This window comes from Methylocystis sp. Se48 (assembly GCF_056269425.1).
Genome location: NZ_CM149850.1, coordinates 975,837 through 1,002,262 on the forward strand (window position 1 = coordinate 975,837; position 26,426 = coordinate 1,002,262).

A 26,426-nucleotide genomic window follows, 5' to 3' on the forward strand; every position below is an offset into this window, starting at 1 on the left:
CGCCCCTGAGATGCTACAACCGCAGTCCAGGGACTGCGGACAGATCATGCGCTTCTCACCCACTTTCCTCGATGAAATCCGCGCGCGCGTGCCGGTCTCGGAGGTCGTGCGCCAGAAGGTGAAGCTCAGGAAAGAGGGCCGCGAATGGCGCGGCCTCTCGCCCTTCAACGCCGAAAAGACGCCCTCCTTCTACGTCAACGACCAGAAGATGCGCTGGTTCGACTTCTCGGCGGGCAAGAACGGCAACATCTTCGATTTTCTCATGGAGACCGACGGGATTTCCTTCCCCGAGGCGGTGGAGCGGCTCGCCGCCATGGCGGGACTCCCCATGCCGGTCGAAACCGAGGCGCAGCGCGTCGAAGAAAGGAAGCGCGCCACGCTGCAGGAGGTTCTGGACCTCGCGGCGGAGTTTTTCATCCGGCAGCTCTCGGGCCCTTCCGGCCGCGAGGCGCGCGCCTATCTCGACCGCCGTCAGGTCTCCGCCGACTCCCGCGAGAAATTCCGCCTCGGCTACGCGCCGCCGGAGCGCCACGCCCTGCGCGACTGGCTCGCGGAGAAGGGCGCGAGCGTCGAGACCATGATCGAGGCGGGCCTCCTCATCCACGGCGAGGACATCGCGGTTCCCTACGACCGATTCCGTAACCGCGTGATGTTCCCGATCTGCGACCGCGCGGGCCGGGTGATCGCCTTCGGCGGGCGCGCCCTGGAGGCGGACGCGCAGGCCAAATATCTCAACTCCCCGGAGACGCCGCTCTTCCATAAGGGCGCGACGCTCTACAATCTTCACAACGCCCGAAAAGCGGCGCACGACTTCGGCGCCGTCGTCGTCGTCGAAGGGTATATGGACGTCATCGCGCTCACGGCGGCGGGCTTTCCGCACGCGGTCGCGCCGCTCGGCACGGCGCTGACCCCCGAGCAATGCGGCCTCTTGTGGCGCATGGCGGAGGAGCCGATACTCTGTTTCGACGGCGACAAGGCCGGACGGAAGGCCGCCTATCGCGCCGTCGACACCGCCCTGCCGCTCATCGGCCCCGGCCGCACGCTGCGTTTCGTGCTGCTGCCCGGCGGGCAGGATCCGGACGAACTGTTGCGCGCGGGCGGCCCGGGCGCGGTCGCCAAGGCGCTGGGCGCGCCTCTGCCGCTGGTCGACCTTCTCTGGATGCGCGAGACGGAGGGGGCCGTGCTCGACACGCCGGAGCGCCGGGCCGGGCTCGATCGGCGCCTGCGCGAGATCGCGGGCCAGATCGGCGACGAGACGCTGCGCCGCTACTACGCGCAGGAGTTGAACGATCGCCTCTCCCGACTCTTTGGCCGCGCGCCGGGAGCGCCCGCCCGCGGACGTGAATTCATGGCCCGCCGTCGCGCGCCCTTCCGGCCCGGCGCGCCCGAGACGGGACCCGTCCAGATAAGTCCTGCGCTCGCCAATTCCCCGCTGTTCAGAGGCGTCCAGCCGGCCATCGCGCCGCGTGACGCGCTGATCTTGCTCATCCTCATGAACCACCCCGAGGTTCTCTTGGCGCAGGTCGAGGAGGTCGCGGGCCTCGAATTCGCGTCGCCCGACGCGTCGTCCCTGCGCGACGCTCTGGTGCGTTTCGCGGAGGGCGGCGGCGGCGAACGCGAAGACCTGGCGCGGGCGCTGGCGGAGGCCGGCCTCGGCGGCGTGGCGTCCCGTCTCGAAGGCATGGTTGCGCACGCCGCGCTCTGGAGCGTGCGCCCCGAGGCGGCGGCCTCGGACGCGGCGGAGAGCCTTCGTCAGGCTTTGGTCTTGCATCGACGCTTCTTCGCGTTAAATAGGGAGCTTCGCGCGGTTGAAGCCCGTCTGGCCGCAAATCCCAGCGAGCGAGATTCAGCGCGACTGAGGGATATTCAAACGCAACTGACCGCGCTAGATGGCGCAGAAGCGGCTCTCGAGGGGTTCGGAGCCCTTTCGGGCCGCTTGTCGCGCCCACTTTGACTTTTTAGTCTCCGGGCGCGATTTCTGGTTGGTTAGCGGGGCGTTAAGACCCCGAGGCGAATGTTGGGGCGAATCGGAGCGCGTCGTCGCGCCCGCCCCCTGGCTGTATTGGGGGGAGGGGCCGAGGTTGGCGATCTCCGGAAGAATGTCGACAGATGCGAGGCCCGGCGTCGCTGTCCCGTAGGGGGCCGCGCCGGGAACCGTGTGGAGCTGTTTATGGCGAAGAAAGACGAAGACAAGGTCGAAAACGAGGGCGTCGCCGCGGTCGACACCGCCGACGGGCCGCTTCTCGATCTCAACGACGCCGCCGTCAAGCGGATGATCAAGCTCGCCAAAAAGCGCGGCTTCGTCACTTATGCCGAACTGAACGCCGTTTTGCCGTCGGAGGAAGTGTCCTCCGACCAGATCGAGGACGTCTACGCCATGCTCTCCGAGATGGGCATCACCGTCTCCGAGGGCGACGATCCGGACGACGAGGAAGAGGAGCAGGGCGCCGAGGAGGAGGAGGTCGAGGGGGGCGAACTCGTCGAGAGCCCGCGCGCGACCGCCGTCGCCACCCGCTCTTCGGAGCCTGCCGACCGGACCGACGACCCCGTGCGCATGTATCTGCGCGAGATGGGATCGGTCGAATTACTGTCGCGCGAGGGCGAAATCGCCATCGCCAAGCGCATCGAGGCCGGACGCGAGGCGATGATCGCCGGTCTGTGCGAAAGCCCGCTCACCTTCCAGGCCATCATCATCTGGCGAGAGGAGCTCGAAGCCGGCAAGGTTCTGCTGCGCGACATCATCGACCTCGAGGCGACCTACGCCGGGCCTGACGGCAAGGCGGCGGCGAAATCCGCCGGAGAGGGCGCGGTCGAGATGGCGCCCGCGACTGCCCCGCGCACGCCGCCCGCCGGCCTCGCCGAAGACGCCGCGCCGCCGGAGGAAAGCTTCGAGGAAGAGGACGACATGGAGAATTCCGTGTCGCTTTCGGCCATGGAGGCTGAGCTCAAGCCGAAAGTGCTCGAGACCTTCGCGCGCGTCGCCGACGCCTACAAGAAACTGCGCCGCCTGCAGGACCAGAACGTCGAGAACAAGCTCAAGAACGAGACGCTGACCCCGGCGCAGGAACGCAAATACAAGCAGCTCAAGAAAGAGATCGTCACCGACGTGAAGTCTCTTTCCCTCAACCAGAACCGCATCGAGGCGCTGGTCGAGCAGCTCTACGACATCAACAAGCGCCTCATCGGCTATGAGACGAAGCTCCTGCGCCTTGCCGACAGCCACGGCGTCGCGCGCGACGATTTCATCGAAAAGTTCCACGGCTCGGAACTCGACCCGAAATGGGTCATGCGCGTCGCGCAGCTCCGCTCCAAGGGCTGGAAGGAATTCGTCGCGGAGGAGAAGGACCGCATCAAGGATCTGCGCGCTGAAATCCATGCGCTCGCGACCGAGACGGGCCTCGAAATCTCCGAGTTCCGCAAGATCGTGCACATGGTGCAGAAGGGCGAGCGCGAGGCCCGGCAGGCGAAGAAGGAAATGGTCGAGGCGAATCTGCGCCTCGTCATCTCCATCGCTAAAAAATATACGAACCGCGGTCTGCAGTTCCTCGACCTTATTCAGGAAGGCAATATTGGCCTGATGAAGGCGGTCGACAAATTCGAATACCGCCGCGGCTACAAATTCTCGACCTACGCCACCTGGTGGATTCGTCAGGCGATCACGCGCTCCATCGCAGATCAGGCGCGCACGATCCGCATTCCGGTGCATATGATCGAGACGATCAACAAGATTGTGCGCACGTCACGCCAGATGCTGCACGAGATCGGCCGCGAGCCGACGCCGGAGGAGCTGGCGGAAAAGCTCGCCATGCCGCTCGAAAAAGTGCGCAAGGTCCTGAAGATCGCCAAGGAGCCGATCTCGCTCGAAACGCCGATCGGCGACGAGGAAGATTCGCATCTCGGCGATTTCATCGAGGACAAGAACGCCGTCCTGCCGATCGAGGCGGCGATCCAGTCCAATCTGCGCGAGACGACGACCCGCGTGCTGGCCTCGCTCACGCCGCGCGAGGAGCGCGTGCTGCGCATGCGTTTCGGCATCGGCATGAACACGGACCATACGCTCGAGGAAGTCGGCCAGCAATTCTCGGTGACGCGCGAGCGCATTCGCCAGATCGAGGCGAAGGCGCTTCGCAAGCTGAAGCACCCGAGCCGAAGCCGGAAGCTCAGGAGCTTTCTGGATAACTGATAAAAAGGGACGCTCAGGCGTCCCTTTTTGTTTGTTGCATGCGAGTCGTATCTTTCGTCTCCGGCATCGTCGCATAAACGACGAGCGACACGAAAATCGCCGCGCTCGCATACCAGTAGAACCAGCTCTCGCGACCCAGCGACTTGAACCACAGCGCCACATATTCCGCCGAGCCGCCGAAGACGGAAACCGTCGCCGCATAGGGCAGGGCGACGCCGGTGACGCGGATCGCGGCGGGGAAGAGCTCCGCTTTCACGACGGCGTTGATCGAGGTGTAGAGCGCGACGATCAGCCAGGCGAGGCAGACCAGCGCGAAGGCCGTCCAGTCGTCGCGCGTCTGCCCGATCGCCGTCAGCAGGGGGACCGTGAAGAGGGTTCCGAGCACGCCGAAGGCGATCAGCATGGGGCGGCGGCCGATGCGGTCTGAAAGCGCGCCATAGATCGGCTGCAGGATCAGCGCGAAGAGCAGGGAGCCGGCGGAAATCCATGTCGTCTGCGACGCGGTGAGCCCCGCCGAGAGCTTCAGGAATTTCTGCATGTAGGTCGTGTAGACATAGAAGGCGATGGTGCCGCCCAATGTCAGCCCCACGACGGTCGCCGTCTCGCGCTTGTGATCGAGAAGGGCGCGCAGCGATCCGCGCTGCGTTTCCTTCTTCGCCGCCTCGAAGGCGGACGTTTCCGCAAGATCGCGGCGCATGAGCAGCGCGACGATGGCGAGCAGCGCGCCGATCGCGAAGGGAATGCGCCAGCCCCAATCGCGCAGCGCCTTGTCGTCGAGCAAGAGGTTTTGCAGCACGAGCAGCACGACGAGCGCAAGAAGCTGCCCCGCAATCATCGTCACATATTGGAAGCTCGAATAGAAGCCGCGCCGCGCCGGCGTCGCCAACTCGGCGAGATAGGTCGCGCTCGACCCATATTCGCCGCCGAGGCTCGCGCCCTGCAAGAGCCGCGCGAGAAGCAGCAGGGCAGGGGCGGCGGCCCCGATCGTCGCGTAGGTCGGAACGACGGCGATGACGAGCGAGCCCGCGCACATCAGCAGCACGGAGAGCATCAACGCCGCGCGTCGTCCACGCCCATCCCCGATGCGCCCGAAGATATAGGCGCCGATGGGCCGCATGAGGAAACCGAGCGCGAAGACGCCCGATGTCGACAGCATCTGCGCTACCGGATCGTCGCCCGGAAAGAAGGCGTCAGCGAAATAGAGCGAGAAGGCCGAATAGACGTAGAAGTCGTACCATTCGACGAGATTGCCGATCGAGCCGACGAGTATTGCGCGAATGCGGGCTTGCTCGCTCGACGGCGATGCGGCCCGGTCGAGCATCAGACGAGCCCGCTCGAAATATTCACCATCAGCGCGAGGATGGTCGTGTTGAAAAAGAAGGCGACGACACCGTGCACCAGCGCCACCTTGCGCATGCCGCGCGACCATATCTCGACATCGGCGGTTTGGAAGGCCACGCCGATAACGTAAGAAAAATAGAGGAAGTCGATATATTGCGGCGTTTGCGTGTTGGGGAAGCGCAAGCCGCCGCGCCCTGCGACGGCGTCATGCGGCGCGCGGGCTTCCTCGCTGTAAAATTCATGCGCGTAGTGAAACGCGAATATCAAATGCATGAACGCCCATGACGTGAAGACGGTGGCCACGGCCAGAGAGATATGGGCGGCCTTTTCTTCTTCGAAGAACATTTTCGATTGGCCGAGTTCAGCGATGATCGCGCCGATCGCCACGCAGGTGGCCGTCGCCGTGAGAATGAGCACGGCGGTGCGGCCTTCGTCGCTCTTGATCGCGCGGCGCCGGATCGATTCATGCGTCGAGCGCAGGATGGTCTTGGTCGCCGCGATGAAATAGAGCAGGACGGCGACATTCCAGCCGACGAGTCCGCGCGTCACTGGCGTGAATTCCCAGGGCAGCCAGCCCGCCCCCCATGCGTTGTGATCGATCGTCGGCGGCAGCGCCAATCCGATCGCGGCGCCGACCGCGCCGCAGATGACGAGCCGGTAATGCGCCACCAAAACCCGCCACATGGCGCCGAGCGGCGATCGACTCAGCCAAGGTCCGCTCGCCGCCATTTCCTTGTCGCCTAATTGCGCCGCGCGGCGACGAAACGCGCCGCTTCCGCGAGGATGTCGGTCTTCTCGCCGAGCCCCGTGTCGAGCAAAGCGGTCGTGGCCTCCTGCACGAGCGCTTCGCAACGCGCCTTGGCGCCCTCGAGCCCGAGAAGGCCGACGAGCGTCGCCTTGCCGCGTTCGGCGTCCTTGCCCGCGCGCTTGCCGAGCGCGGCCGTATCGCCCTCCGCGTCGAGAATGTCGTCGGCGACCTGGAAGGCCGCGCCGAGCGCCTTGCCATAACGATGTAGAGCCTGCGCCTGCGAGGCCGTCGCGCCGCCGAGGATGGCGCCGGCGTCGACCGCGAAGCGCAGCAGCGCGCCCGTCTTCATCGCTTGCATTTGCAAAGTCTCGCTCTGATTGAGCGGAACGGCGGCGGTTTCGGCCGCGAGGTCGAGCGCCTGCCCGCCGACCATGCCGCCGAGCCCTGCAGCGCGGGCGAGCGCAAGCACGAGGGCTGCGCGCAGGGCGGGGTCGGCGTGAGTCGCCGGATCGGCGACGACGTCGAATGCGTAGGTAAGCAGACCGTCGCCCGCGAGGATCGCCGTCGCCTCGTCGAAGGCCTTGTGCGCCGTGGGGCGTCCGCGGCGCAAATCGTCGTCATCCATCGCCGGCAGATCGTCGTGGACGAGAGAATAGCAGTGGATCATCTCCAGCGCGCAGGCCGTGCGCAGCGCGCTCTGGCCCTCGACGCCGAAGAGGCGCGCGCTCTCGATCACGAGAAAGGGCCGCAGCCGCTTGCCGCCGCCGAGCGTCGCATAGCGCATCGCTTCGAGAAGGCGCGCCGGGCGCGTGATTTCCCCGGGCAGGGCGGCGGACGGCGACAGCAGCGCGTCGAGCGCGGCCTCGGTGGCGTCGGCGGCCGCATCCAGGCGGCGGCGAAACTCCTCGGCGCGGTTTGCGGCGTCCATCGGCGGCGGTGTCCTTTCGTCTGGTTTCTTGCGTCCCGCGGGCGGCGGGCGTTCCGCGCGCAGGCCATCCCGCGAGCGACAAGAAGTCGCGCCAAAACAAAAAATTGTAGCGCATTCTGACCGCAAGAGCCTGTCTACTCTTGCCAAATGCGCTCTAGCAAATTTGCCGCGAAACCCCAAGGCCCGCGCGCGAACCGGCTAGACGGCGCCCGAAAGATAGGTGGTTGGGGCGAGCTTGCGGCAAATTCACGGCCTTCGCCAAAGGCGAAGCCGTCAGCTGTTGCAAAATTGCGACAGCGAAGACGCTCCGGTTTATCTAATCTTCACCGAAACGCCCGAGCTTCGCGTCGTGGCGCTTGCAGGCTGCGCGGCGGGTTCCGGGCGTTGCGTCGAGAGGCGTTGCGGCATGCTCATGTGGAAGAGAGTTCGAGCGTCATCCCCAAAGGAGACATTGAATGAAGAAGATTTTGCTGCTGACGACGGTGATCGCCACGGCGGCGCCGTTGATGGCCTGTAATTCGCCGGGCGAACGCGCTGCGGGCGGCGCCGTCATCGGCGGACTGGGCGGCGCAGGCATCGGCGCGCTGGCTTCGGGCGGGCGCACGGGCGCAACGCTTGGCGGGGCGGCCCTCGGCGCGGCGACGGGCGCCATCGTCGGCGCGGCGACCGCTCCGCCGCAGCGTTGCGCGCGCTGGGGCTGGGACTATTACGGCCAGCGCGTCTGCGTCGCCTATTACAACTACTGAGACGCGAGCGAGTCTCGAGAGTCGCCGGCCGCGGGTTTTCCTACCCGCGGCCTTTCTTGTCAGCCGTTCGGCCAGAGAAATCCCGACAGCCCGGGAATCGGGTCCGTCATGCGCTGGAGCTTTTCCCGGCCCAGCACGATCTCGGCCCCGCCGAAAATCTCGTGCGCGAGACGCTTCAGCTGATCGCCGGAGAGGCCCAGGCCGGTCAGGTTCGACGTGAGCGCAAGCATGTCGCCCTTGGCGCCGCCCACCATTCCGCCGATGCCGTTGAGAACGCCGCCCAGCAGCTTGCGGCTGCGCTTGCGGGGACGGGCCGCCGCGGCCTCGGCGATCGCCGCGCGCGAGCCGGGGATTCGGTCGATCAATTCGTCGGCCGGCCCGTCGGGGAAGCGTTTCAACAGGAAGCCGAAGACATGTCCGACGGCGAGGCGCGCCGTCGCCGCATCCGTTCCCACCGAATTGGCGATATGAGCGACCCACTGATCCACGAAACGCCTCCAAGCTTTCGACAACGCGCGCTTTTTTCTCCCATCACGGGCGCGCGGGCAACAGTTTCGCTCACGCTTTTGCGGATTTGTTCACATCCCGATCCTGACGTCGGCGTCCACGGCCGTCGCCATGAGCAGGCCCGGCGTCGACCGCGCGGCGCCGCAGCGTCCGCGCCGATCGACGAGGATCAGCCCGCCGGACCCGTTCACCTTCCGCACGAGATAGGCGACAGCCTCTTTGGCGGCGCCCTCGGCCGTCATGCCCTGTTCGACCAAAAAGGCGGCCGTCCGCGCGAGGGAGGTGCGCAGGAAATGTTCGCCGACGCCCGTGCAGGAAATCGCGCAACTCTCATTGTCGGCGAAGACGCCCGCGCCGATGACCGGCGAGTCGCCGACGCGGCCGGCGATCTGATTGACGAGCCCGCCGGTCGAGGTCGCGGCGGCGAGATTGCCGTCGGCGTCGCGCGCGACGGCGCCGACCGTCCCGAGCTTGTCGTGCGCGGTCGTGGAATGATCCAGCGCCATCTCCTGCCGCATTTTTTTCGCGCGGGCGAGCTGCGCCAGCCGTTCCGGCGTCACGAAATAGGAGTCGTCCTCGAAGACGGCGCCATGGGCGCGGCCGAAACGCTCCGCGCCCTCGCCGATGAGAAAGACATGCCGGCTTTTCTCCATTGTCAGCCGGGCCAGCAACACGGGATTTCGGACCCGTTGGACGCCGGCGACGGCGCCGGCGGCGAGCGTGCGTCCATCCATGATCGAGGCGTCGCAAAAGGCGGCGCCGTCCGCGTTCAGCACGGAGCCCCGCCCCGCGTTGTAGAGCGGATCGTCTTCGAGCAGCGTCACGCAATGGGCGACCGCGTCGAGCGCGCTGGCTCCCGCGGCGAGACGCGCCGCGCCCGATTCGACGATGCGCCGCAGCGAGTCCGCATATTTCTCGGGGTTCAGAATGGCGCCGGCGCCGCCGTGGATCATGAGCGAAAAGGACATGGCCTCGCAATTTTCATGAAAACGCGCGCCGGGGCAAACGGTTCTGCGCCGCATTCCCGCGCGGCTTTGGCGAGAATCGCGCGTGGATTGGCGGGCGCGCGGCTGTCCGCAACCACGCCCTGAGTTATTTTGACGTCAGGAACCTCCCTTCTTCCACTTGGCCCGGGTCACACCGGGCCTTTTTTTATTGGTCAACCATCGCTCTGGGCTTGCGTCTCGCGCAGAACGCGCCGCAGCGTCTTCCCGAGCGGCGTCTTGGGAATTTCCTTCCGGAATTCGACGATGCGGGGGACTTTATAGGCCGCGAGATAGTTTCGGCAGAAGATTTTCAGCGCCTCGCCCGTCAGCGCCGGGTCACGGCGCACGACCACGATTTTGACCGCCTCGCCGGATTTCGGGTCCGGCACGCCAACAGCGCCGACGTCCGCGACGCCGGGATGCATCGCCACGACCTCCTCTACTTCATTCGGATAGACCTTGAGGCCGGAGACATTGATCATGTCTTTCTTGCGGTCCACGATACGCACGAATCCGGCGTCGTCGATCGTCGCGATGTCGCCTGTGCGCAAATAGCCGTCCTCCGTGAAAGCCGCCGCGCTTTCCGCCGGGCGGCTCCAGTATTCTCTCATCACCTGCGGGCCGCGCACGCAGAGTTCCCCCGGCTGGCCGACCGGCGCCTCCGCGCCGTCGTCGCCGCGGATCGAGACGTCGGTCGAAGGGATCGGCAGGCCGCAGGATCCGTTATAGCGTTCCAGATCGACCGGCGAGCAGGTCACGACCGGCGAGGTCTCCGTGAGGCCGTAGCCGTCGAGCAGCGTCTTTCCGGTAAGTTCCTTCCATTTTTCCGCCACGCGCTCCTGTAGCGGCGAGCCGCCCGACGCCGCGATGTTCAGCGCGGAGAAGTCGATCCGTGAGAAGGCGGGATTGTCCACGAGCGCGGCGAAAAGACGGTTGACGCCGACGAAGCAGGTGACGCGATGCTTCGCGAAGGCCTCGACGAGTCCGGATATGTCGCGCGGATCGGCGATGAGCACATTCGTCGCGCCAATCTTGAACGGCAGGAGGCAGCTCACCGTCAGCGCAAGGATATGAAAGAGCGGGATTGCGGTGAGAGCGACATCCTCTCCGTCCTGTAGACTTGCGCCGATGAAGGCGTGATGCTGCACGAGATTCGCGACGATGTTTCTGTGGGTGAGAACCGCGCCCTTCGGCGTCCCGGTCGTTCCGCCGGTGTATTGCAGAAAGGCGACGTCCTCGGCGTCGATCGTTTCGGCGCGCCAGATCAGCGCCTTCCCCTGTTCGAGCGCGTCGCGGAAAGGAATTGCGCCCGGCATACGCCAGGGCGGGACGAGGCGCTTGACGTATTTGACGACGACATCGACGAGAAAGCCTTTCGGAAATCCCAGCATGTCGCCGAGCCGCGTCACGACCACGTGCTCGACGTTCGTGCCGGCGAGCGCCTTTTCCACAACGGCGGCGAAATTTTCGAGCACGACGATGGTTTGGGCGCCGCTGTCGGCCAGTTGCTTTTCGAGTTCATAGGCGGTGTAGAGCGGGCTGCAATTCACCACGACGCATCCCGCCCGCAAGGCGCCGAAAAGAGCGATCGGATATTGCAGAATGTTCGGCATCATCAAGGCGACGCGCGCCCCCTTGCGCAGGCCGAGCGCGTTTTTCAGATAGGCCGCGAAAGCGCGCGACGCGCGCTCCACGTCGTTGAAGGTGAGCGAGGCGCCCATCTGGACGAAGGCGGGCCGGTCCCCGTAGCGTTCGACGCTGCGGTCGAACATGTCGATAATCGAGCGATGGACGTCGACGTCGACCTCGCGCGGGACGTTCGGCGGATAGCTCTTTAGCCAGATGCGATCCATGCGTTGTCCATTTCTCATCGAGGCGTTAGGTCGATGCGTTCGTGGGCGAGATCGGGCTCGCCGCAATGGGCGAGTATTTCCGCTCTGACGGCGTCGCGAAGCGCGACGCCCGCCTGAAAATCCTCGCCCTGCGGCAAGACGGGCGCGCTGAAGCGCACGCGAATGTTCCCACGCCGGGGCAGCCAGGAGCCGCTGCGCAAAATCGACCGCGTGCCGCTGATCGTCATCGGGACGACGGGAAGCCGCAGTTCGACCGCCGTGGCGAAGGCGCCGAGACGGAAAGGCAGCAGGCCCGGCATACGCGAGAAGGTTCCCTCGGGAAACCAGACGAGGCGCGCGCCGCCACGGGCCGCCTCCAGCGCGCGCCGCGCGTCGGCGACGCCGCCGGCGGGGTCGGTGCGGCGCACGAAGACCGCGCCGAGCCGCCGCAGGAAAATCCCCGCGAAAAACTGCCGCGCGAGTTCCTCCTTGGCGACAAAGGAAAGCGCGCCGGGACAGACGGCCGCGACAACCGCGCCGTCGAGATAGCTCGCGTGATTGGTTGCGATGATCGACTGCGCGGCGGGCGCGCGGCCTTCGACGTCAATGGCGAGCCCGGCGAGACGAAAGAAGAGCCGCGCGCCCGCGGCGAAGATCGCGTGACGCCAAGCGCGCCTCGGCGCCGCCGCCACGGCGGGCCAGACCACCGCCGCAATGACGGCCAGCAGCGCCCAGACATAGGCGCCGTAGGCAAGCGCCGCGAGCCGTCCCAACATGCGGCGCGCAAGGGGCAGCCCGCCGGAGAGGGCGAGCCGCGCCACTTGCCAGCGCGGATCGACGCGGGCGCCTTCCAGCGCGCCCGCTTCGTACAGGGCGCGCGCGGCGGCGCGGCGGATCTTGCCGCTCGAGGTTTTGGGAATGGCGTGCGGCGGCGCGAGCACGACGTCGTCTGGCGGAAGGTCTAGCAGCGCCTGCGCGGTTTCCACGATCGCCTTGCGCAGCCTTTCTCGAGCCGCCGGATCGCGCGACCGCGTTTCGGCAATGACGATCAGGCGTTCGGAGCCAGTCTGCGGATCGAGCGCCTGAAAGGCCGCCACGCAGCCTTTTCGCGCGCCGTCGAGCGCGCCGACAGCTTCCTCGAGCTCTTGCGGGTAGATGTTTCGGCCGCCGCGTATGATGACGTCTTTCACGCGGCCGGTGATGAACACGTCGCCGCCCGCGATATATCCGCGGTCGCCCGTGTCCAGCCAGTCGCCGTCGAAGAGCGCGCGCGTCTTTTCGGGGTTGCGGAAATATCCCTTCGTCGCGGAAGGCCCTCGGAATTGCAGGCGGCCCTCGTGCCGCTCCGGAGCCTCGAATCCCGATGCGTCGATGACGCGGATTTCGTGATGCGGCAGCGGCTGTCCGCAGGCGACGAGCAGCAACGGATTTTTGTCGTCCGCCCCGGCCAGTCGCGCAATTCCCTCGCGGTCCAGCGCGCGGCGGTCGATGCGTTCGACGATCGGTCCTCTCCCGAGCGGCGGAAAGGCGAGGCCGACGGAGTTTTCGGCGAGTCCATAGACCGGCGCCAGCATCTCGCGTCGAAATCCGTACGCCGCGAACTTCTCGATGAAGCGCGTCATCGTCGACGGACTCACCGGCTCCGCGCCATTCAGCAAGGCCCGCAAGGACGAGAGGTCGAGCCCCTCGATGCGCCCAGGATCCGCGGACTTCAGGCAAAATTCGAAGGCGAAATTCGGCGCGGCGGAAATGGTTGCCCTGTGCCGGTCGATCGCCCACAGCCATCGTGTCGGATCGGAGAGGAAGGCGAGCGGGGACATGACCAGGACCGGCGCGCCGTAGTAGAGGCTTCCGAGCCAGCAGCCGATGAGACCCATGTCGTGATAGAGCGGCAGCCAGCTCGCCACCCGGTCGGACGACGACGCTTTCAGCACGGCGCCCATGGCGCGGATGTTGGCGAGAAGATTGGCGTGGGTCAGCGTGACGCCCTTCGGATCGCCCGTGCTGCCGGATGTGTATTGAACGAGCGCCAGCGTTTCGGGGCCGGCGGGAAAGGGCGCCCGAAGCGGCTGCGCTTTACGAAGATTTTCCACTGTCGCGAGGCTGCGAAGCGTCGGAACCAGGCCGAGCAGCAATTGCCCAATCGTCATTATCTCTAAACTGGCGATGAGCGCGACGGTTCCCGCATTGTTCAATATGCCGGCCTGCCGGCGCAGATGGTCCTCAATCTGCGCCAGCCTGAAGGGCGGATAGATCGGGACAGGAACGCCGCCGGCGAAGAGGATCGCGAAAAAGGCCACGAAGAATTCGCGGCTCGTCGGCAGCATGAGGGCCACGCGATCGCCCGGCGCCGCGCCGCATTCGACGAGCCCACCCGCCGCGGCGAGCGCCTCGTCGTAGAGCGCGCGATAGCTCAGCGCGTCGGGCGGGCCGTCGGCCCGCCACAGCAGCGCATGGTCCCGTGCGCCATGGCTCCGTGAGTGGGACGTCAGCGCCTCGATCAGCGTCCGCGCGCCGATCGGCTCCTCGACGGTTTCGAGCGTCTCGGGCGCCTTCTCCGGCGGTCGGGCCTGCGGCGCGGGAGACGGCCGGGCCTGCAGAATCGCGGTCAAGAAATCCTGCGCCGTTTCAGCTTCTCCGATCAGCCGCTCCGGCAAGGCGACGCCGAATTGGCGGTTGAGCCGCAGCAGCAACTCGGCGCGCGCGAGGCTGTCGAGCGCGAGATCCCTGTCGAGATGGCTTTCGAGCCCGACGGCGCGCGGCTCTATGGCGCCGGGACGCAGTTCCGCGAGCAGCCCGCGCAATGTCTCGAGCGTCGCCGTCTGAACGTCTTCGCGACGCGTCGATTCGGTCTCGTTGTTTTGCCTACCGGAAACCGACATCGAACGTCCCCGAAACGCGCCCGGCGCCGAAAGGCGCGAGCGCGCGTCGATGATCTTCGCGCGCCGCGCGCCGGGCCGCAACGCCGGGCGCCGGCCGAGTTTCCGGTGGAACGGCGCTTATCCGCAGGATTTTATGAAACTCTTTTGCCCTTTTTGTAAGGACTTCGCCTTAGCGTCGTCGACCGATCAGGATTATCGGGGGGTCCACAGTGGTTTCCGTCGCACGCGCCTTCGCCGCCGTCGCCGCGACCCTCGCTGCGTTCGTCGCCGCGCCGGCGTTCGCTGGCGTGAACAGGGCTTTCGTATCCGCGACGGGTTCGAACGCGGCGAGTTGCGGGGCGGCGACGGCGCCGTGCAAGACGCTTCAATACGTCCACGACTCCATCATCAACTGGGGCGGCGAAATCGTCATCATGGGGTCGGGCGACTACGGGCCGCTGACGATCACGAAGGCGCTCACCGTGGCGAATGCCGGCGGGGCCGTCGCGAGTCTCACACAGCCGCTCACCGGCCAGAACGCAATCTGGATCAAGGCCGGGGCGGGCGACGCCGTGCATCTGCGCGGACTGACCCTCGAAGGCCTTGGCGCCGCGGCGTCGGGGATTTATTTCCAGTCGGGCGCGTCACTGACCATCGAGAGTTGCGTCATCAGACGATTCAGGAACTCCGGTCTCTATGCGGCGCCCAGCGGCTCGGCGAAACTACTGATGAGCGACACGCTGTTCTCGGATAACGGCGGCGGCGCCGTCATTGCGCCTGCGCAATCCTTTTCAGGCGCCGTCAGCGGCCTGCGGATGATCAACAATGGCAACGGGCTCGAGATCACAGGGCGCAACGCGCCCGCCGGCACGCCGATCTATCTCGTCGCCGCCGACAGCCTCGCCTCGGGCAACGCCATGGGCTTTTTGTCGACGTCCATCGCCGGCAAGGCGATCCCGACGCTCGCGCTCGATCGCGCCTATGCCAGCGGGAATGGTTTCGGCGTGACGGCAAACCGCGGCAACGTGCGCCTCTCCAATTCCACGATCGCGGGCAATGGCTACGGCGTCTCGATTTCGAGCGGCGTTGTGTTTTCGACGAAGACGAACAGCGTGGTCGACAACGGCTCGAAGGTCGCCGGCGGCGCTCTGACGGTCATCGCGCCCGATTGACGCATTCCGTCGCCTGGAATTCTCTCGGTTCGGAAAGCGCACGGCAAGATGGCGGCGTCCACGACATTTTTGCGTCCAAGGATCGTTTTATAGGGAAAGCGGCAAGAGTTCGCTCGTCAATTCCTGCGCTGGCTTTTTTGCTTTCGATCGCAGCTTTTATAGATGGAGGGGCTATGCGCCATCGAAGAAGGGCATTTGGCCCTGTCGCCGCGGCAGCGATGGCCTTCTCGACGGTCGTGCGTGCGGACGACGTTTTCCCGGGAAGCGCCGTTCAGCCCGGCGTCTCGCCGCCCTTGACCTACGGCTCGATGGCGAGGGCGAACCTCGGCGTCGGCGCCAATCTGAACGGGTCGATCCCATTCCCGAGGGACAACCGCTGGAACGTCGACGTTTCGCGGCTGCCGGTCGATCCGAATTCGGCGAATTTGATCGCGTCGATCGGATTGAGCGCCGGCTTGCATCCCGATTTCAGTTCGGGCACGTACGACGGCGCGCTCATCGGCATACCCTACGTGGTCGTGTCCAGAGCGCAGCCTGCCGTTTCCATTCGCTTCACTGATTACGGCGACGAGAGCGACCCCGGTCCCTATCCCGTTCCGCGAAACGCGCCGATCGAGGGGCGGCTGATTTCCGGCGCGCCGTTCGGCGGCGATCGGCATGTGCTGGTGATCAATCGCGACTCAAATCGCCTGTATGAAATGTACGACGCATTTCCGAACCCGAACGGCAGTTGGAACGCCGCGTCGGGCGCAGTCTTTCATCTCGACTCCAACAATGTCCGGCCAACGGCGAGACCCGGCTGGACCAGCGCGGACGCGGCCGGTCTGCCGATTTTCCCTGGGCTCGTGCGTTACGAGGAGGCGCACAACGGTCTCATCGCCCATGCGCTGCGCTTCACGGTGACGCGTGCGCGCCGCGCCTATGTTCCGCCGGCGACCCACTACGCCTCGACGCTGACGAGCCCGAATCTGCCGCCGATGGGCATGCGCGTGCGCCTCAAGGCGAGCTACCAGATTCGGGCAAGCTTCAGCCCCGAGGTCAAAGCGATCCTCGTCGCGCTGAAACGTTACGGCATGTTTGTCGCAGACAACGGAAGCAACTGGCGCCTCAGCGGCGCGCCCGACGCGCGCTGGAACAACGATCAGCTCGTCAGTCAATTGCGGCAGGTAAAGGGATCCAACTTCGAGGTGGTGAAGATGGTCGGGATCGTGACTCGCTGAGGCGCAATGGCGCGCGCGACGAATCGGCGCGCCTTCGCACGCGTGATGCGCGACGCCGTCACTCGCCCAGATGTTTCCCAAAAGCGAGATAGGCGTCGGGAAAGCAGCGCCTGACGTCGCGCAACGCAGAAGCGGCTTTCGTGCGGGATTCGAACGCCCCAAGGACGACGACGTCAAATCCAGGCGCAAATCCTCGAAATTTGTTCGAGAAATCGTTGAACGGATCGAACCCGCAGCGCGCCGCCGAGGCGCGAATTTTTGCAATTTTCGCATTCTGAACGATGGAAAGGTCCGGATTCGGAAGCGAAGCAAGAATGATCCACCAACCTTCGTCGCGAGAGCTTCCGCCCGCCAATGCAGACGACGCAAGAATCATACCGAAGAGCGGCAGGACGACTCTCATGAAATGGTCGCGGCGCATTGTTTTCTCCATCGGAGATGGCCCCCGTTGTTTGGACAGCTCCTCGCGGATTTTAACTGGATCTTTGTCGGGTGTTGCTGAACGCGGGGCGGTTCAATATCGTTAACTTCGTCAACATACGTTGACGACCTTGCGCCAAGGGTGAAACTGCGCGTAAGTCCGCGTAGAAAATTCATCATGGATCAGCCGGCATTTTTTGTCGACAAGGCAGGGACAGAAGCTTAGCAATGAACCTCGACGTATCGGAGAATCCCCCTTCAGGCGCCGAACAAGCAACTCGGCCCCTCGTTTCAATTATCATCCCGTGTCGCAATGAGAGAAATTATATCGCAAAACTCTTGGATTCGATCCTCGCGAACGACTACCCTAGGGACCAACTGGAGATTTTTGTCGTCGACGGCATGAGCGACGATGGAACGCAAGATATCGTTCGATCCTACGCTGCGCTTTACCCCTTCATCCGCCTGCTCGAAAACCCCGGAAAGACGGCGCCGGCCGCGCTCAACGTCGGGATCGCGAGAGCGGCCGGCGATATTGTGATGCGCATGGACGCACATGCCGAATACCCCGTTAATTATATTTCCGGGTTGGCGTCGGCCCTCATGGAAAGCGGCGCAGACAATGTCGGCGGCGTCTGCCGCACTCGGCCTGGCGACAACACTGCGATTGCGAAAGCGATCTCTCTAGCGCTCGCTCATCCATTCGGGGTTGGCGACTCCTATTTCCGAATTGACATGCTGTCGAAACCTCGGTGGGTCGACACCGTTCCATTCGGATGCTTCCGCCGGACCATATTTGAGCGGGTCGGCGTGTTCGACGAGGAACTTGTCAGAAATCAAGATGATGAATTCAACCTACGAATTATCAAGAACGGCGGCAAGATTTTACTTCTTCCTCAAATTCATTCAATTTATTATGCGCGTAGTTCGCTGGAAAAGCTCTGGCTGATGTATTATCAATACGGGTATTTCAAGCCGCTTGTGATAAAGAAAATTGGCGGCGTTTTCACGCTGCGCCAGCTTGTGCCCGCAACGTTTGTAATGTCGCTCGTCGGCTTCTCGATCTTGTCGTTATGGTTTGAATGGGCTCGTTATGCGCTGGCGGCCGTCGCCGTCGCTTACCTCGGCCTCAATCTGGCTTTTTCCGCAGTCGCAGCATGGCGAACGGAACCTGTCCTTGTTTTCCCGCTGTCCCTTGCCTTCATGCTCATTCACATCGGGTATGGGATCGGATTTTTGAAGGGCGTCTGGGATTTTCTGCTTATGGGCCAGCGCAGGAAGGCCCAGGGAGCGAACGTAATTTCATCGAGATAAACGGCAGCCAGAGCGAGGGGAGTGCGGAAGAGAAAAGGCCGAGAGCGGACGCTTCCATCGTTGATTAGCATTACAGTTGCATTATATTTGGAGTTCTGACTCGATGGGACGCCATGATTCGGCAAGGGGATCATGGGATGTCGGGAGCTTCGATCGAAACGACGCTGGAGTTGTGGGCGTCGTCTCTGCGTGACGTGAAGCGTCGGATGCGGCCTCTGTTCACGCAGGAGCGCGTGGCGCGATTGGCGGAGCGCTTTCTGGACGGGTTGCTGGGCGAAGAGCGGCGCAAGACGGGCTGGATGCGCGCCGAAGCGGCGGGCGATCCGGGACCGTGGCGGCGGCAGGCAATTCTGGGTCGCGCGCGCTGGAGCGCGGATGGGCTGCGCGACATTGTGCGCGATTATGCGCTCGAAGCCTTGGCGGACGAAGATGCGGTTCTCCTTGTCGACGAGACGGGGTTTCTGAAGCAGGGTAAGGCCTCCTGCGGCGTCGCACGGCAATATACAGGCTCAGCGGGGAAGATCGCGAATTGCCAGATCGGCGTTTTCGCGTGCTGCGCCACAGAGCGCGGCCATGCGTTCATCGACCGCGAGCTTTATCCGCCCAAGAGCTGGACCGAGGATAAAGCGCGCATGGCCAAGGCGCATATTCCGCAGGAGATCGTCGACAGCGCGTCTGGCGGCTTTGCGACCAAGCCGGCGCTGGCGCTCGCTATGATCGAAAGAGCGATCAAAGCGAAGGTCCCATTCTCCTTCGTAGCGGCCGACACAGTCTAGGGCGTCGGCGATATCGAAATGGCCTTGCGGCGCGCTGGCAAAGGCTACGTGCTGGGCGTCAAATCCAACGAGCCGTTCCACTCCTGGGGCAAGTCGAAATTGATTTCGGGCGCAGCCAAAGAAATTGCGGACGGCTTGCCGGCCTCCGCCTGGCGCCGGCTCTCGACGGGCGCGGGGACGAAGGGCGAGCGCCTGCGCGACTGGGCCTATCTCGAACTCGCCGACCTCGACGCGGGCGATTACAACGATGCGCTTGCGGGCGTTTCCTGGACGCGGGGACTTCTGATCCGTCGCAAAATCGCCGACGGCGATCTTGCCTTTTTCACGACATGGGCCCCGAGCGGAACCTCAATCGAAAGGTTGACGAAAATCGAAGGCCGTCGTTGGGCGATCGAAGATAGCTTTGAAACCGCCAAGAACGAACTCGGCCTCGACCACAACGAGACGCGCTCCTGGCGCGGATGGCGCCGTCATGTTTCGCTCGTCATGCTGGCCTTCGCCATGATGGCTGCGATCCGCGCTCACGCCAATGCCGTTGCGCCGCCCCCAAAAACAATCCGCCGCACAAAGACAAGCGCGCGTCGCTTGTCGTCGAAGATTCCCTGATCCATTGGTCGATGCAGGAAATCCGCCGCTTGGCGACGCCCTTGGCGAGAAAACGCATTCGACCCGAGTTTATCATTGCTTGGTCGCTCTGGAGACGAGCCCATCAGGCCCAAGCAAGACGCTCCCACATCAAAATGCAACTGTAATGCTAGGGAGGTCTCTTGCTTCCCATATGCTTCCCAACGGTAAGTTTTGGAAAGCAAGCTGATCGCCGGAGTGCGATAACTGTCTGTTTTTAATGGTGGGCGCACAAGGGCTCGAACCTTGGACCCGCTGATTAAGAGTCAGCTGCTCTACCAACTGAGCTATGCGCCCGCCCTGCGAGCGCCACAGCGCCCTTGGGACGGGCAGCGAATATCAAATGCCCGCCCCCCTGTCCAGCGCCGTGACGCCCCTGTGGAAATATTTTCGCTATTTGGCGACGGCCGAGGGCCAGCCGTGCGTCGCCCTGGCCTTGGTCACCAGCTCGGACCACGGGCCCTTATAGGCGTTTCCCGCTTCCGCCGTGGGCGCCGCCTGCATTTTCGCGCAAACCTCCCGGGCGGCGTCCGATTTCGGCCCCTCGACAAAGAAATAGATCACGTTGAGCCGAAGCGCCGAATAATACTGGTTCAGCACCGTGCCGCGTTTCAGCACGTTGATTCCCCATACGGCGTTCTTGCGCTGGCCCGGCGGCTCCGCGGGGTTCAGGCCGTAGCCATAGTCTCCCTCGCCCTTAACGAGATCGAAGCGCACGTAGCACAGCTCCCCCTTGGGCTGCTCGTCCTTGAACACAAGCTCCCGGGTTACGACCGCGTCCTGGTTGTTGTAACGGACAGTGGCGTCGACCGGGAAATGCCAGACGTCCACTTTCTCGAAATTTTTCAGCAACTCCGCCTCGTCCGGGTCGGCGGCCGCCAAAGCCCCGCCCGCGACGGACGCCGCCGAGGCCGCGACAAAGGCGGCCGCGATAGAGTTGCGCACGATTGAAATGCCCATTCTCTGCCCTCATCAGACGCCCGAACGGCGCTCACGCTCAACGTGGTGGGCGCACAAGTTTTGCGCAACCGCCTGCGACATTTGCGCCCGGTCCACCGTCGCGGGATTGCGCAGGTCCGAGGCGCCGGCCCGGGGCGCCGCGCTTTTGGGCGTTCGGCTGCGGCGTCGCGGCTTTGTTCCGGTTGGGATTTCGCAATGCCGAAAATCGCCCGAAACGTCTTCCCTCCCGCGTGAAAGCGCGCTAGCAAGTTGGAGAAATCACAGCACGAGATCGATTATGTCGCGAAAGAAAATCGCTTTGGTCGGCGCCGGAAACATCGGCGGAACGCTCGCCCATCTCGCCGGCCTCAAGGAACTCGGCGACATCGTGCTCTTCGACATCGTCGACGGCGTCCCCCAGGGCAAGGCGCTCGACATCGCCCAGGCTTCGCCCGTTTCGGGCTTCGACGCGGCGCTCTCCGGGGCGTCGGACTATTCAGCCATCGCCGGGGCGGACGTCGTCATCGTCACCGCCGGCGTGCCCCGCCAGCCGGGCATGAGCCGCGACGATCTTCTCGGCATCAATCTGGGCGTCATCTCCAAGGTCGGCGCGGGCGTCAGGCAATATGCGCCGGACGCCTTCGTCATCTGCATCACCAATCCGCTCGACGTGATGGTCTGGGCGCTTCAGAAGGCGTCCGGCCTGCCGACGAATCGCGTCGTCGGCATGGCCGGCGTGCTCGATTCCGCCCGTTTCCGCTATTTTCTCTCCGAGGAATTCAAGGTTTCGGTGGAGGACGTCAGCGCCTTTGTCCTCGGCGGCCATGGCGACGACATGGTGCCGTCGGTCCGCTATTCGACCGTCGGGGGCGTGCCGCTGCCCGATCTCGTCGCCATGGGCTGGACGACGCAGGCGCGCATAGACGCCATCGTCCAGCGCACCCGTCAGGGCGGGGGGGAGATCGTCGGTCTGCTCAAGACCGGCTCCGCGTATTACGCCCCGGCCACGTCGGCCATTGCGATGGCCGAGAGCTATCTCAAGGACAAGCGCCGCGTCCTGCCCTGCGCCGCCTATCTCGACGGCGAATATGGCGTGAAGGGCCTTTATGTCGGCGTGCCCGTGGTGATCGGCGCCAACGGGGTTGAAAAGGTGATGGAAATCAAGCTCGACGCCGCCGAGCAGGCGATGTTCGACAAATCCGTTTCGAGCGTGAAGGCGGTCATCGAGGCGGCGAAAGGGCTCAATTCCGATTTCGCCTGAGGGCGCTCGTTTCCGACCGCGCCCGCAGGCATTTTCCCGTCGCGCAGTGGCGCCGGGAGCCGTATGGAAGAGCGCCATGTCGGGCCCTTTCCCGGCTTGCCTTGCGCAATCTCGGCGCACGCAAGAGGCCTGAAGGGCGGTGCGCTGGACGTCTTCCCGTCTCGCGGCGATTTTCAAAGCCGGTCTTCTCGATCGTCTTATTTTCTGCGGTTCGACAGAAGCCAGCGGTAAGTCGCCGCGCGAATGGCGGCGCTCGCCGGCGCGAGATGGGGCCGTCCTGCTGCGCCCGGACATTCGCATTGCTCGGGAGCGGCGTCGCCTCTGCTTGCGGCGTCCACCTCATATCCTCTGCTGGCGATAACGCTTAAGCAGTCCATCGTGGGGCAAAAGGACTCGTCGCACCCGCCCCAGGAAAAAAACATGCGCGGCGGCGTCGCCCCAGCCTTCGATACGGCGGGACAACTCGCCTGCTGCCATTCCGCATATACGCCATGCGCAACGCCAGCGAGATAGGGTTGAAGGACCGGATCGAGCGCCCGATAAATCAGATATCTCGTGTCGTCGAACCCGAAGAATTGAACGCGGTCATGCGCAAAGCGCACATGTGCGGCGAAATCCCTGAGCACGTCCCGGACGGCCTCCGCCGGCACGAACATCCAGGCGGGACAGGCCGGCGAGCATTCCGCGCCGTCGCCGGCGTCGATCTTGTCGCGCAGCCACCGATTTCGGCTCCCGCCAGGGCCAATGAAGATGACAAGCGCGCTTTCGTAAAGTTGGCGGTGCGCCATGAGGGCGCCGTCGCCGGGCGCTCCGACGACGATCAACGGCATGCGGGACGTATCCCCGCTCGGAACGCGCGCGAGATAATCGATCCGGTCATCCCCGGTCCTGGGACCGTCATGCCACTTCTGCCCCACGAAGCGGGAATCGTTCGCGGCCGGCGCTTTCGGGAATGGGTCGCGCCAGGGATTTGACGTTTCGACTTGGCTCCCGGACGCGCCTCGTGCGTCCGAGGCCTCGCTTCGACTGGCTGCGCTCCCGGGCCGCGCGCCGGCTGACGCCGGCTCGAGGGAGGATCCTCCGACCAGCGCGAGGCCGGCGACCATGACGAGGGCCGGGAGCTTCACATACGCGCCGCTCATAGGAATCCCCCCGCATTGAAGGCGCCGCCCGCCGCCCCCGCGACCACCCGTCCGCTTGACGCCGCCGCTCCGCCATGGCCATTAAGCCAGGAGTCGCTTTCCGTTTGGAGCGCATTCTCATCGCAGAAGTCTGCGGCTTTTTCGGAATGCGCGCGTGGCGCGCCGGTTTTTGCTTCGAGGAGACACTCCCGCATGAATATCCATGAATACCAGGCCAAAGCCATTCTGCGCGAGTTTGGCGCGCCCATCGCCGCCGGCTTTCCGGTCCTGAAGGCCGAAGACGCGGCCGAGGCCGCGAAGAAACTGCCGGGCCCGGTGTATGTCGTCAAGGCGCAGATTCACGCCGGCGGCCGCGGCAAGGGCAAGTTCAAGGAAGAGGCGGCGGGTCCGCAGGGCGGCGTGCGAATCGCCAAGTCGATCGATGAAGCCGCCGCTTTCGCCAAGCAGATGCTCGGCTCGACGCTCGTGACGCTTCAGACCGGCGAGGCCGGCAAGCAGGTCAACCGCCTCTACATCGAGGACGGCGCTGCGATCGACAAGGAATTCTACCTCTCCATGCTCATCGACCGCGCGACCTCGCGCATCGCTTTCGTGGTTTCCACGGAAGGCGGCATGGACATCGAGAAGGTGGCCCATGACACGCCCGAGAAGATCGTGACCTTCTCGGTCGATCCGGCCACGGGCCTCATGCCGCACCACGGCCGCCGCGTCGCCGACGCGCTGAAGCTCACGGGCGACCTCGCCAAGCAGGCGGGCGACCTCGTCGAAAAGCTCTATGCGGCCTTCGTCGCCAAGGACATGGAGCTCCTCGAGATCAATCCGCTCATCACGACGAAGGACGGCAAGCTGCGCTGCCTCGACGCCAAGGTGAGCTTCGAGAACAACGCCCTCTATCGTCATCCCGAACTCGCCGAGCTGCGCGATCTGTCCGAGGAGGACGAGAAGGAGATCGAAGCCTCCAAGCACGATCTCGCCTATATTTCGCTCGACGGCAACATCGGCTGCATGGTGAACGGCGCCGGCCTCGCCATGGCGACCATGGACATCATCAAGCTCTACGGCGCCTTCCCCGCGAACTTCCTCGATGTCGGCGGCGGCGCGAGCAAGGAGAAGGTGACGGCGGCCTTCAAGATCATCACCGCCGATCCGAAGGTGAAGGGCATTCTGGTCAACATCTTCGGCGGCATCATGCGCTGCGACACCATCGCCGAGGGCGTCATCGCCGCGGTAAAGGAAGTGGGCCTTACGGTTCCGCTCGTCGTGCGCCTCGAGGGCACCAATGTCGATCTCGGCAAGAAGATCATCAACGAGTCGGGGCTGAACGTGATTCCCGCCGACGATCTCGACGACGCGGCGCAGAAGATCGTGAAGGCGATCAGCTGAGGCTGAATAAACGTTGGCTTTCTGGATCGGGCCGGCCGTCGCGCCGGCCCTTTCCGTTTGGCGGCGCGCATCGCCTACTTCGAGCGAGCCTTCTTCCGCCGCCTTGCCTCCCGGGCCCAAAACCGCCATCTTTACGCACGATTCTTGGACACGCCGGCCACTCGTTCCGGCGGATCGGCCGCGCGTCGCGATGTAGCCGTACCGCCCTCTGCTAGGAAAGCGCCTGTGCCTCACTTCGTTCGTCCGCTCGCCTTCGTTTCTCGCGGCGCAAGGCGCCTGATGCTGCGCACGGGCGTGGCGGCCGCCGCGGCATGCGCGGCGTGGTGCGCCTTTCCGGGTGCGAGTTTCGCGCTCGCCCGCGAAGCGAGCCTTTCCGTCGCGCGCCCCTTCGAGGTGGGCTCCAGCCTCTCCGGCAATTACCTCGCGGCCATCGTCGCCGGAGCGGAGCGGGACACGCTCGCCGCCTCGACCTTCTTTCGCGAGGCGCTCCGCGACGATCCCAAGAATCAGGATCTCGTCGACCGCGCCTTTGTCGCCGCGCTCGCCAACGGCAATATGGCGGAGGCGATTTCTCTCTCCCAGCGCGTCATCGCCCATGACAAAGGCAACGGCCTCGCCCGGCTGACCAAGGGCGTCGATCTCATCAAGAACCGCCGCTACGCCGCGGCGCGGGCGGAGCTTGCGCGCGGCGGCGGCGACCGGCGCCGCGACATCACCTCGACGCTGCTGGCCGCCTGGAGCTATGCGGGCGCGAAGGACACGCGCAAGGCGCTCGCGACGCTCGACCAGCTCAACGACGAGGCCTTCGTCGTGTTCCGCGATTACCACGCCGCGCTCATCGCCGATCTCGGCGGCGACAAGGCCGAGGCGGAGAAGCGCTTCAAATCGGCCTATGCCGCGGAAAAGAACACGCTGCGCCTCGTCGACGCCTACGCTCGGTTCCTCGCGAGCCGCGGCCAGCGGGACGAAGCGAAAAAGATTTACGAAGGCTTTGAGGAAGTGGCGCCCGGCCATCCGATCATCGTCGCGGGCCTCAAGGCGCTCGACGAAGGAAAGGCGCTGCCGCCCTTCGTCCGCACGCCCGACGAGGGCGCGGCGGAAGCGCTCTACGGCCTCGGCGCCGTCGGCGGCCGGCAGGGCGACGAACTCGCCTCGCTGATCTATCTGAGGCTCTCGCTCTATCTCGCGCCAGAGAACGCGCTCGCCATTATCACGCTCGGCGACGTCTATGAGCGCATGAAGCAGGAGGAGATGGCCATAGACCTCTACGACAGCGTGCCGAAGGACAGCGCGCTGCGCGTCAATGCGGACGTTCAGGCGGCGCTGCTGCTGGAGACGCTCGGCAAGTCGAAGGAGGCGACCGAGCATTTGTCGGCGGTGGTCGCGGCCAATCCGAAAAATCAGGAAGCGCTGACGGCGCTCGGCAATCTACAGCGGTCGCGCAAGCTGTTCGCGGATGCGGCGGCGACCTATTCGCGCGTGATCGAGCTTCAGCCCAATCCCGACAAGGGCCAGTGGCTGATCTATTACTATCGCGGCATCGCCAATGAGCGCCGCAAGAACTGGAAGGAAGCCGAGTCGGATTTGAAGAAGGCGCTCGAGCTCAACCCCGATCAGCCGCTGGTGCTGAATTATCTTGGCTACAGCTGGGTGGATCAGGGCGTCAATCTCGACGAGGCGTTCAGAATGCTGCGCCGCGCGGTCGACCTGCGCCAGCGCGACGGCTATGTCGTGGACAGTCTCGGCTGGGCCTATTACAAGCTCGGCCGCTATGACGACGCCGTGCGGGAGCTGGAAAAGGCGATCGATCTCAAGCCGTCCGACCCGGTCATCAACGACCACCTCGGCGACGCCTACTGGCGCGTCGGGCGCAAGCTGGAGGCGCAGTTCCAGTGGAACCACGCCCGCGATCTGAATCCCGATCCCGAAGACCTGCCGAAGATTCTCGACAAGATCAAGAATGGGCTGAAAGAGCCGGCGGTGGCCGGGGATGCGGCGAAGACGGGGGGATAAGGGGCTCCTGAAATCGCGCCCGGCCCGTTC

The 26,426-nt window shown here is 64.7% G+C and carries 19 protein-coding genes, 1 tRNA gene and 1 pseudogene; 10 read left to right on the plus strand and 11 right to left on the minus strand.

Going from position 1 to position 26,426, the window contains the following annotated elements; all coding sequences use genetic code 11:
• Positions 1 to 46: 46 nt before the first annotated feature.
• Positions 47 to 1,954, plus strand: coding sequence for a DNA primase (gene dnaG / locus ACV959_RS04790; protein WP_475738777.1), 1,908 nt, complete (start codon positions 47 to 49; stop codon positions 1,952 to 1,954).
• A gap of 216 nt (positions 1,955 to 2,170) precedes the next feature.
• The gene (gene rpoD, locus ACV959_RS04795) at positions 2,171 to 4,183 is read left to right on the plus strand and encodes an RNA polymerase sigma factor RpoD (RefSeq protein ID WP_475738778.1); all 2,013 of its coding nucleotides are present in this window, start codon (positions 2,171 to 2,173) and stop codon (positions 4,181 to 4,183) included.
• 13 nt (positions 4,184 to 4,196) lie between these two features.
• Here rpoD and ACV959_RS04800 read toward each other — a convergent pair whose 3' ends face one another.
• Genes ACV959_RS04800 through ACV959_RS04810 form a run of 3 tightly spaced genes read right to left on the minus strand, consistent with a single transcriptional unit; the run spans position 4,197 to position 7,200 of the window.
• On the minus strand, positions 4,197 to 5,504 hold the full coding sequence (locus tag ACV959_RS04800) for an MFS transporter (RefSeq protein ID WP_475738779.1): 1,308 nt from the start codon (positions 5,502 to 5,504) through the stop codon (positions 4,197 to 4,199).
• Positions 5,504 to 6,253 carry a DUF1345 domain-containing protein gene (locus tag ACV959_RS04805; protein ID WP_475738780.1) on the minus strand — a complete coding sequence of 250 codons (750 nt, stop codon included), beginning with the start codon at positions 6,251 to 6,253 and terminating at the stop codon, positions 5,504 to 5,506. The genes ACV959_RS04800 and ACV959_RS04805 overlap by 1 nt, the downstream gene beginning before the upstream one ends.
• 11 nt (positions 6,254 to 6,264) lie before the next feature.
• The gene (locus ACV959_RS04810) at positions 6,265 to 7,200 is read right to left on the minus strand and encodes a polyprenyl synthetase family protein (RefSeq protein WP_475738781.1); all 936 of its coding nucleotides are present in this window, start codon (positions 7,198 to 7,200) and stop codon (positions 6,265 to 6,267) included.
• Positions 7,201 to 7,655: 455 nt separating this feature from the next.
• On the opposite strand from ACV959_RS04810, the gene ACV959_RS04815 reads away from it, so the two are divergent.
• Positions 7,656 to 7,946, plus strand: a complete 291-nt coding sequence (locus ACV959_RS04815; RefSeq protein WP_475738782.1) for a hypothetical protein — start codon at positions 7,656 to 7,658, stop codon at positions 7,944 to 7,946.
• 59 nt (positions 7,947 to 8,005) lie between these two features.
• On the opposite strand, the gene ACV959_RS04820 is transcribed toward ACV959_RS04815, so the two are convergent.
• The 4 genes from ACV959_RS04820 to ACV959_RS04835 all read right to left on the minus strand — a co-directional run bounded on the left by ACV959_RS04820 (position 8,006) and on the right by ACV959_RS04835 (position 14,153).
• Complete coding sequence (locus ACV959_RS04820) at positions 8,006 to 8,434, minus strand: DUF2267 domain-containing protein (RefSeq protein ID WP_475738783.1); 429 nt, start codon at positions 8,432 to 8,434, stop codon at positions 8,006 to 8,008.
• 90 nt (positions 8,435 to 8,524) lie between these two features.
• Positions 8,525 to 9,421, minus strand: coding sequence for an isoaspartyl peptidase/L-asparaginase family protein (locus tag ACV959_RS04825; protein ID WP_475738784.1), 897 nt, complete (start codon positions 9,419 to 9,421; stop codon positions 8,525 to 8,527).
• Positions 9,422 to 9,612: 191 nt separating this feature from the next.
• The gene (locus ACV959_RS04830; RefSeq protein ID WP_475738785.1) at positions 9,613 to 11,292 is read right to left on the minus strand and encodes an AMP-binding protein; all 1,680 of its coding nucleotides are present in this window, start codon (positions 11,290 to 11,292) and stop codon (positions 9,613 to 9,615) included.
• Positions 11,293 to 11,306: 14 nt separating this feature from the next.
• Complete coding sequence (locus tag ACV959_RS04835; RefSeq protein ID WP_475738786.1) at positions 11,307 to 14,153, minus strand: AMP-binding protein; 2,847 nt, start codon at positions 14,151 to 14,153, stop codon at positions 11,307 to 11,309.
• 209 nt (positions 14,154 to 14,362) lie between these two features.
• Between ACV959_RS04835 and ACV959_RS04840 the strand changes: the two genes are divergently transcribed.
• Entirely contained in the window at positions 14,363 to 15,304 is a 942-nt protein-coding gene (locus ACV959_RS04840; protein ID WP_475738787.1) for a right-handed parallel beta-helix repeat-containing protein, read from the plus strand.
• Between the two features lie 218 nt (positions 15,305 to 15,522).
• Positions 15,523 to 16,524: a hypothetical protein gene (locus ACV959_RS04845; protein ID WP_475738788.1), complete on the plus strand. Its 1,002-nt coding sequence runs from the start codon at positions 15,523 to 15,525 to the stop codon at positions 16,522 to 16,524.
• Positions 16,525 to 16,582: 58 nt separating this feature from the next.
• Here the strand turns inward: ACV959_RS04845 and ACV959_RS04850 are convergent, their stop codons facing one another.
• On the minus strand, positions 16,583 to 16,945 hold the full coding sequence (locus ACV959_RS04850) for an SPOR domain-containing protein (protein ID WP_475738789.1): 363 nt from the start codon (positions 16,943 to 16,945) through the stop codon (positions 16,583 to 16,585).
• Between the two features lie 227 nt (positions 16,946 to 17,172).
• Here ACV959_RS04850 and ACV959_RS04855 point away from each other — a divergent pair, with 227 nt between their 5' ends.
• Together ACV959_RS04855 and ACV959_RS04860 are read left to right on the plus strand one after the other, a co-directional pair.
• Entirely contained in the window at positions 17,173 to 18,258 is a 1,086-nt protein-coding gene (locus tag ACV959_RS04855) for a glycosyltransferase family 2 protein (RefSeq protein ID WP_475738790.1), read from the plus strand.
• Positions 18,259 to 18,371: 113 nt separating this feature from the next.
• Positions 18,372 to 19,640 (plus strand): annotated as a pseudogene (locus tag ACV959_RS04860) (IS701 family transposase).
• Positions 19,641 to 19,879: 239 nt separating this feature from the next.
• On the opposite strand, the gene ACV959_RS04865 reads toward ACV959_RS04860, so the two are convergent.
• Both ACV959_RS04865 and ACV959_RS04870 read right to left on the minus strand, forming a co-directional pair.
• Positions 19,880 to 19,955, minus strand: a tRNA-Lys gene (locus tag ACV959_RS04865).
• Positions 19,956 to 20,051: 96 nt separating this feature from the next.
• The gene (locus ACV959_RS04870) at positions 20,052 to 20,618 is read right to left on the minus strand and encodes a hypothetical protein (protein WP_475738791.1); all 567 of its coding nucleotides are present in this window, start codon (positions 20,616 to 20,618) and stop codon (positions 20,052 to 20,054) included.
• A 277-nt stretch (positions 20,619 to 20,895) separates the two neighbouring features.
• Between ACV959_RS04870 and mdh the strand changes: the two genes are divergently transcribed.
• The gene (mdh, locus tag ACV959_RS04875; protein ID WP_475738792.1) at positions 20,896 to 21,858 is read left to right on the plus strand and encodes a malate dehydrogenase; all 963 of its coding nucleotides are present in this window, start codon (positions 20,896 to 20,898) and stop codon (positions 21,856 to 21,858) included.
• A gap of 197 nt (positions 21,859 to 22,055) precedes the next feature.
• Here the strand turns inward: mdh and ACV959_RS04880 are convergent, their stop codons facing one another.
• Positions 22,056 to 22,688, minus strand: a complete 633-nt coding sequence (locus tag ACV959_RS04880) for a hypothetical protein (protein ID WP_475738793.1) — start codon at positions 22,686 to 22,688, stop codon at positions 22,056 to 22,058.
• Between the two features lie 504 nt (positions 22,689 to 23,192).
• On the opposite strand from ACV959_RS04880, the gene sucC reads away from it, so the two are divergent.
• Both sucC and ACV959_RS04890 read left to right on the plus strand, forming a co-directional pair.
• The gene (sucC, locus tag ACV959_RS04885) at positions 23,193 to 24,383 is read left to right on the plus strand and encodes an ADP-forming succinate--CoA ligase subunit beta (protein ID WP_475738794.1); all 1,191 of its coding nucleotides are present in this window, start codon (positions 23,193 to 23,195) and stop codon (positions 24,381 to 24,383) included.
• A 279-nt stretch (positions 24,384 to 24,662) separates the two neighbouring features.
• Positions 24,663 to 26,396, plus strand: coding sequence for a tetratricopeptide repeat protein (locus tag ACV959_RS04890; protein ID WP_475739588.1), 1,734 nt, complete (start codon positions 24,663 to 24,665; stop codon positions 26,394 to 26,396).
• The last annotated feature ends 30 nt before the right edge of the window (positions 26,397 to 26,426 follow it).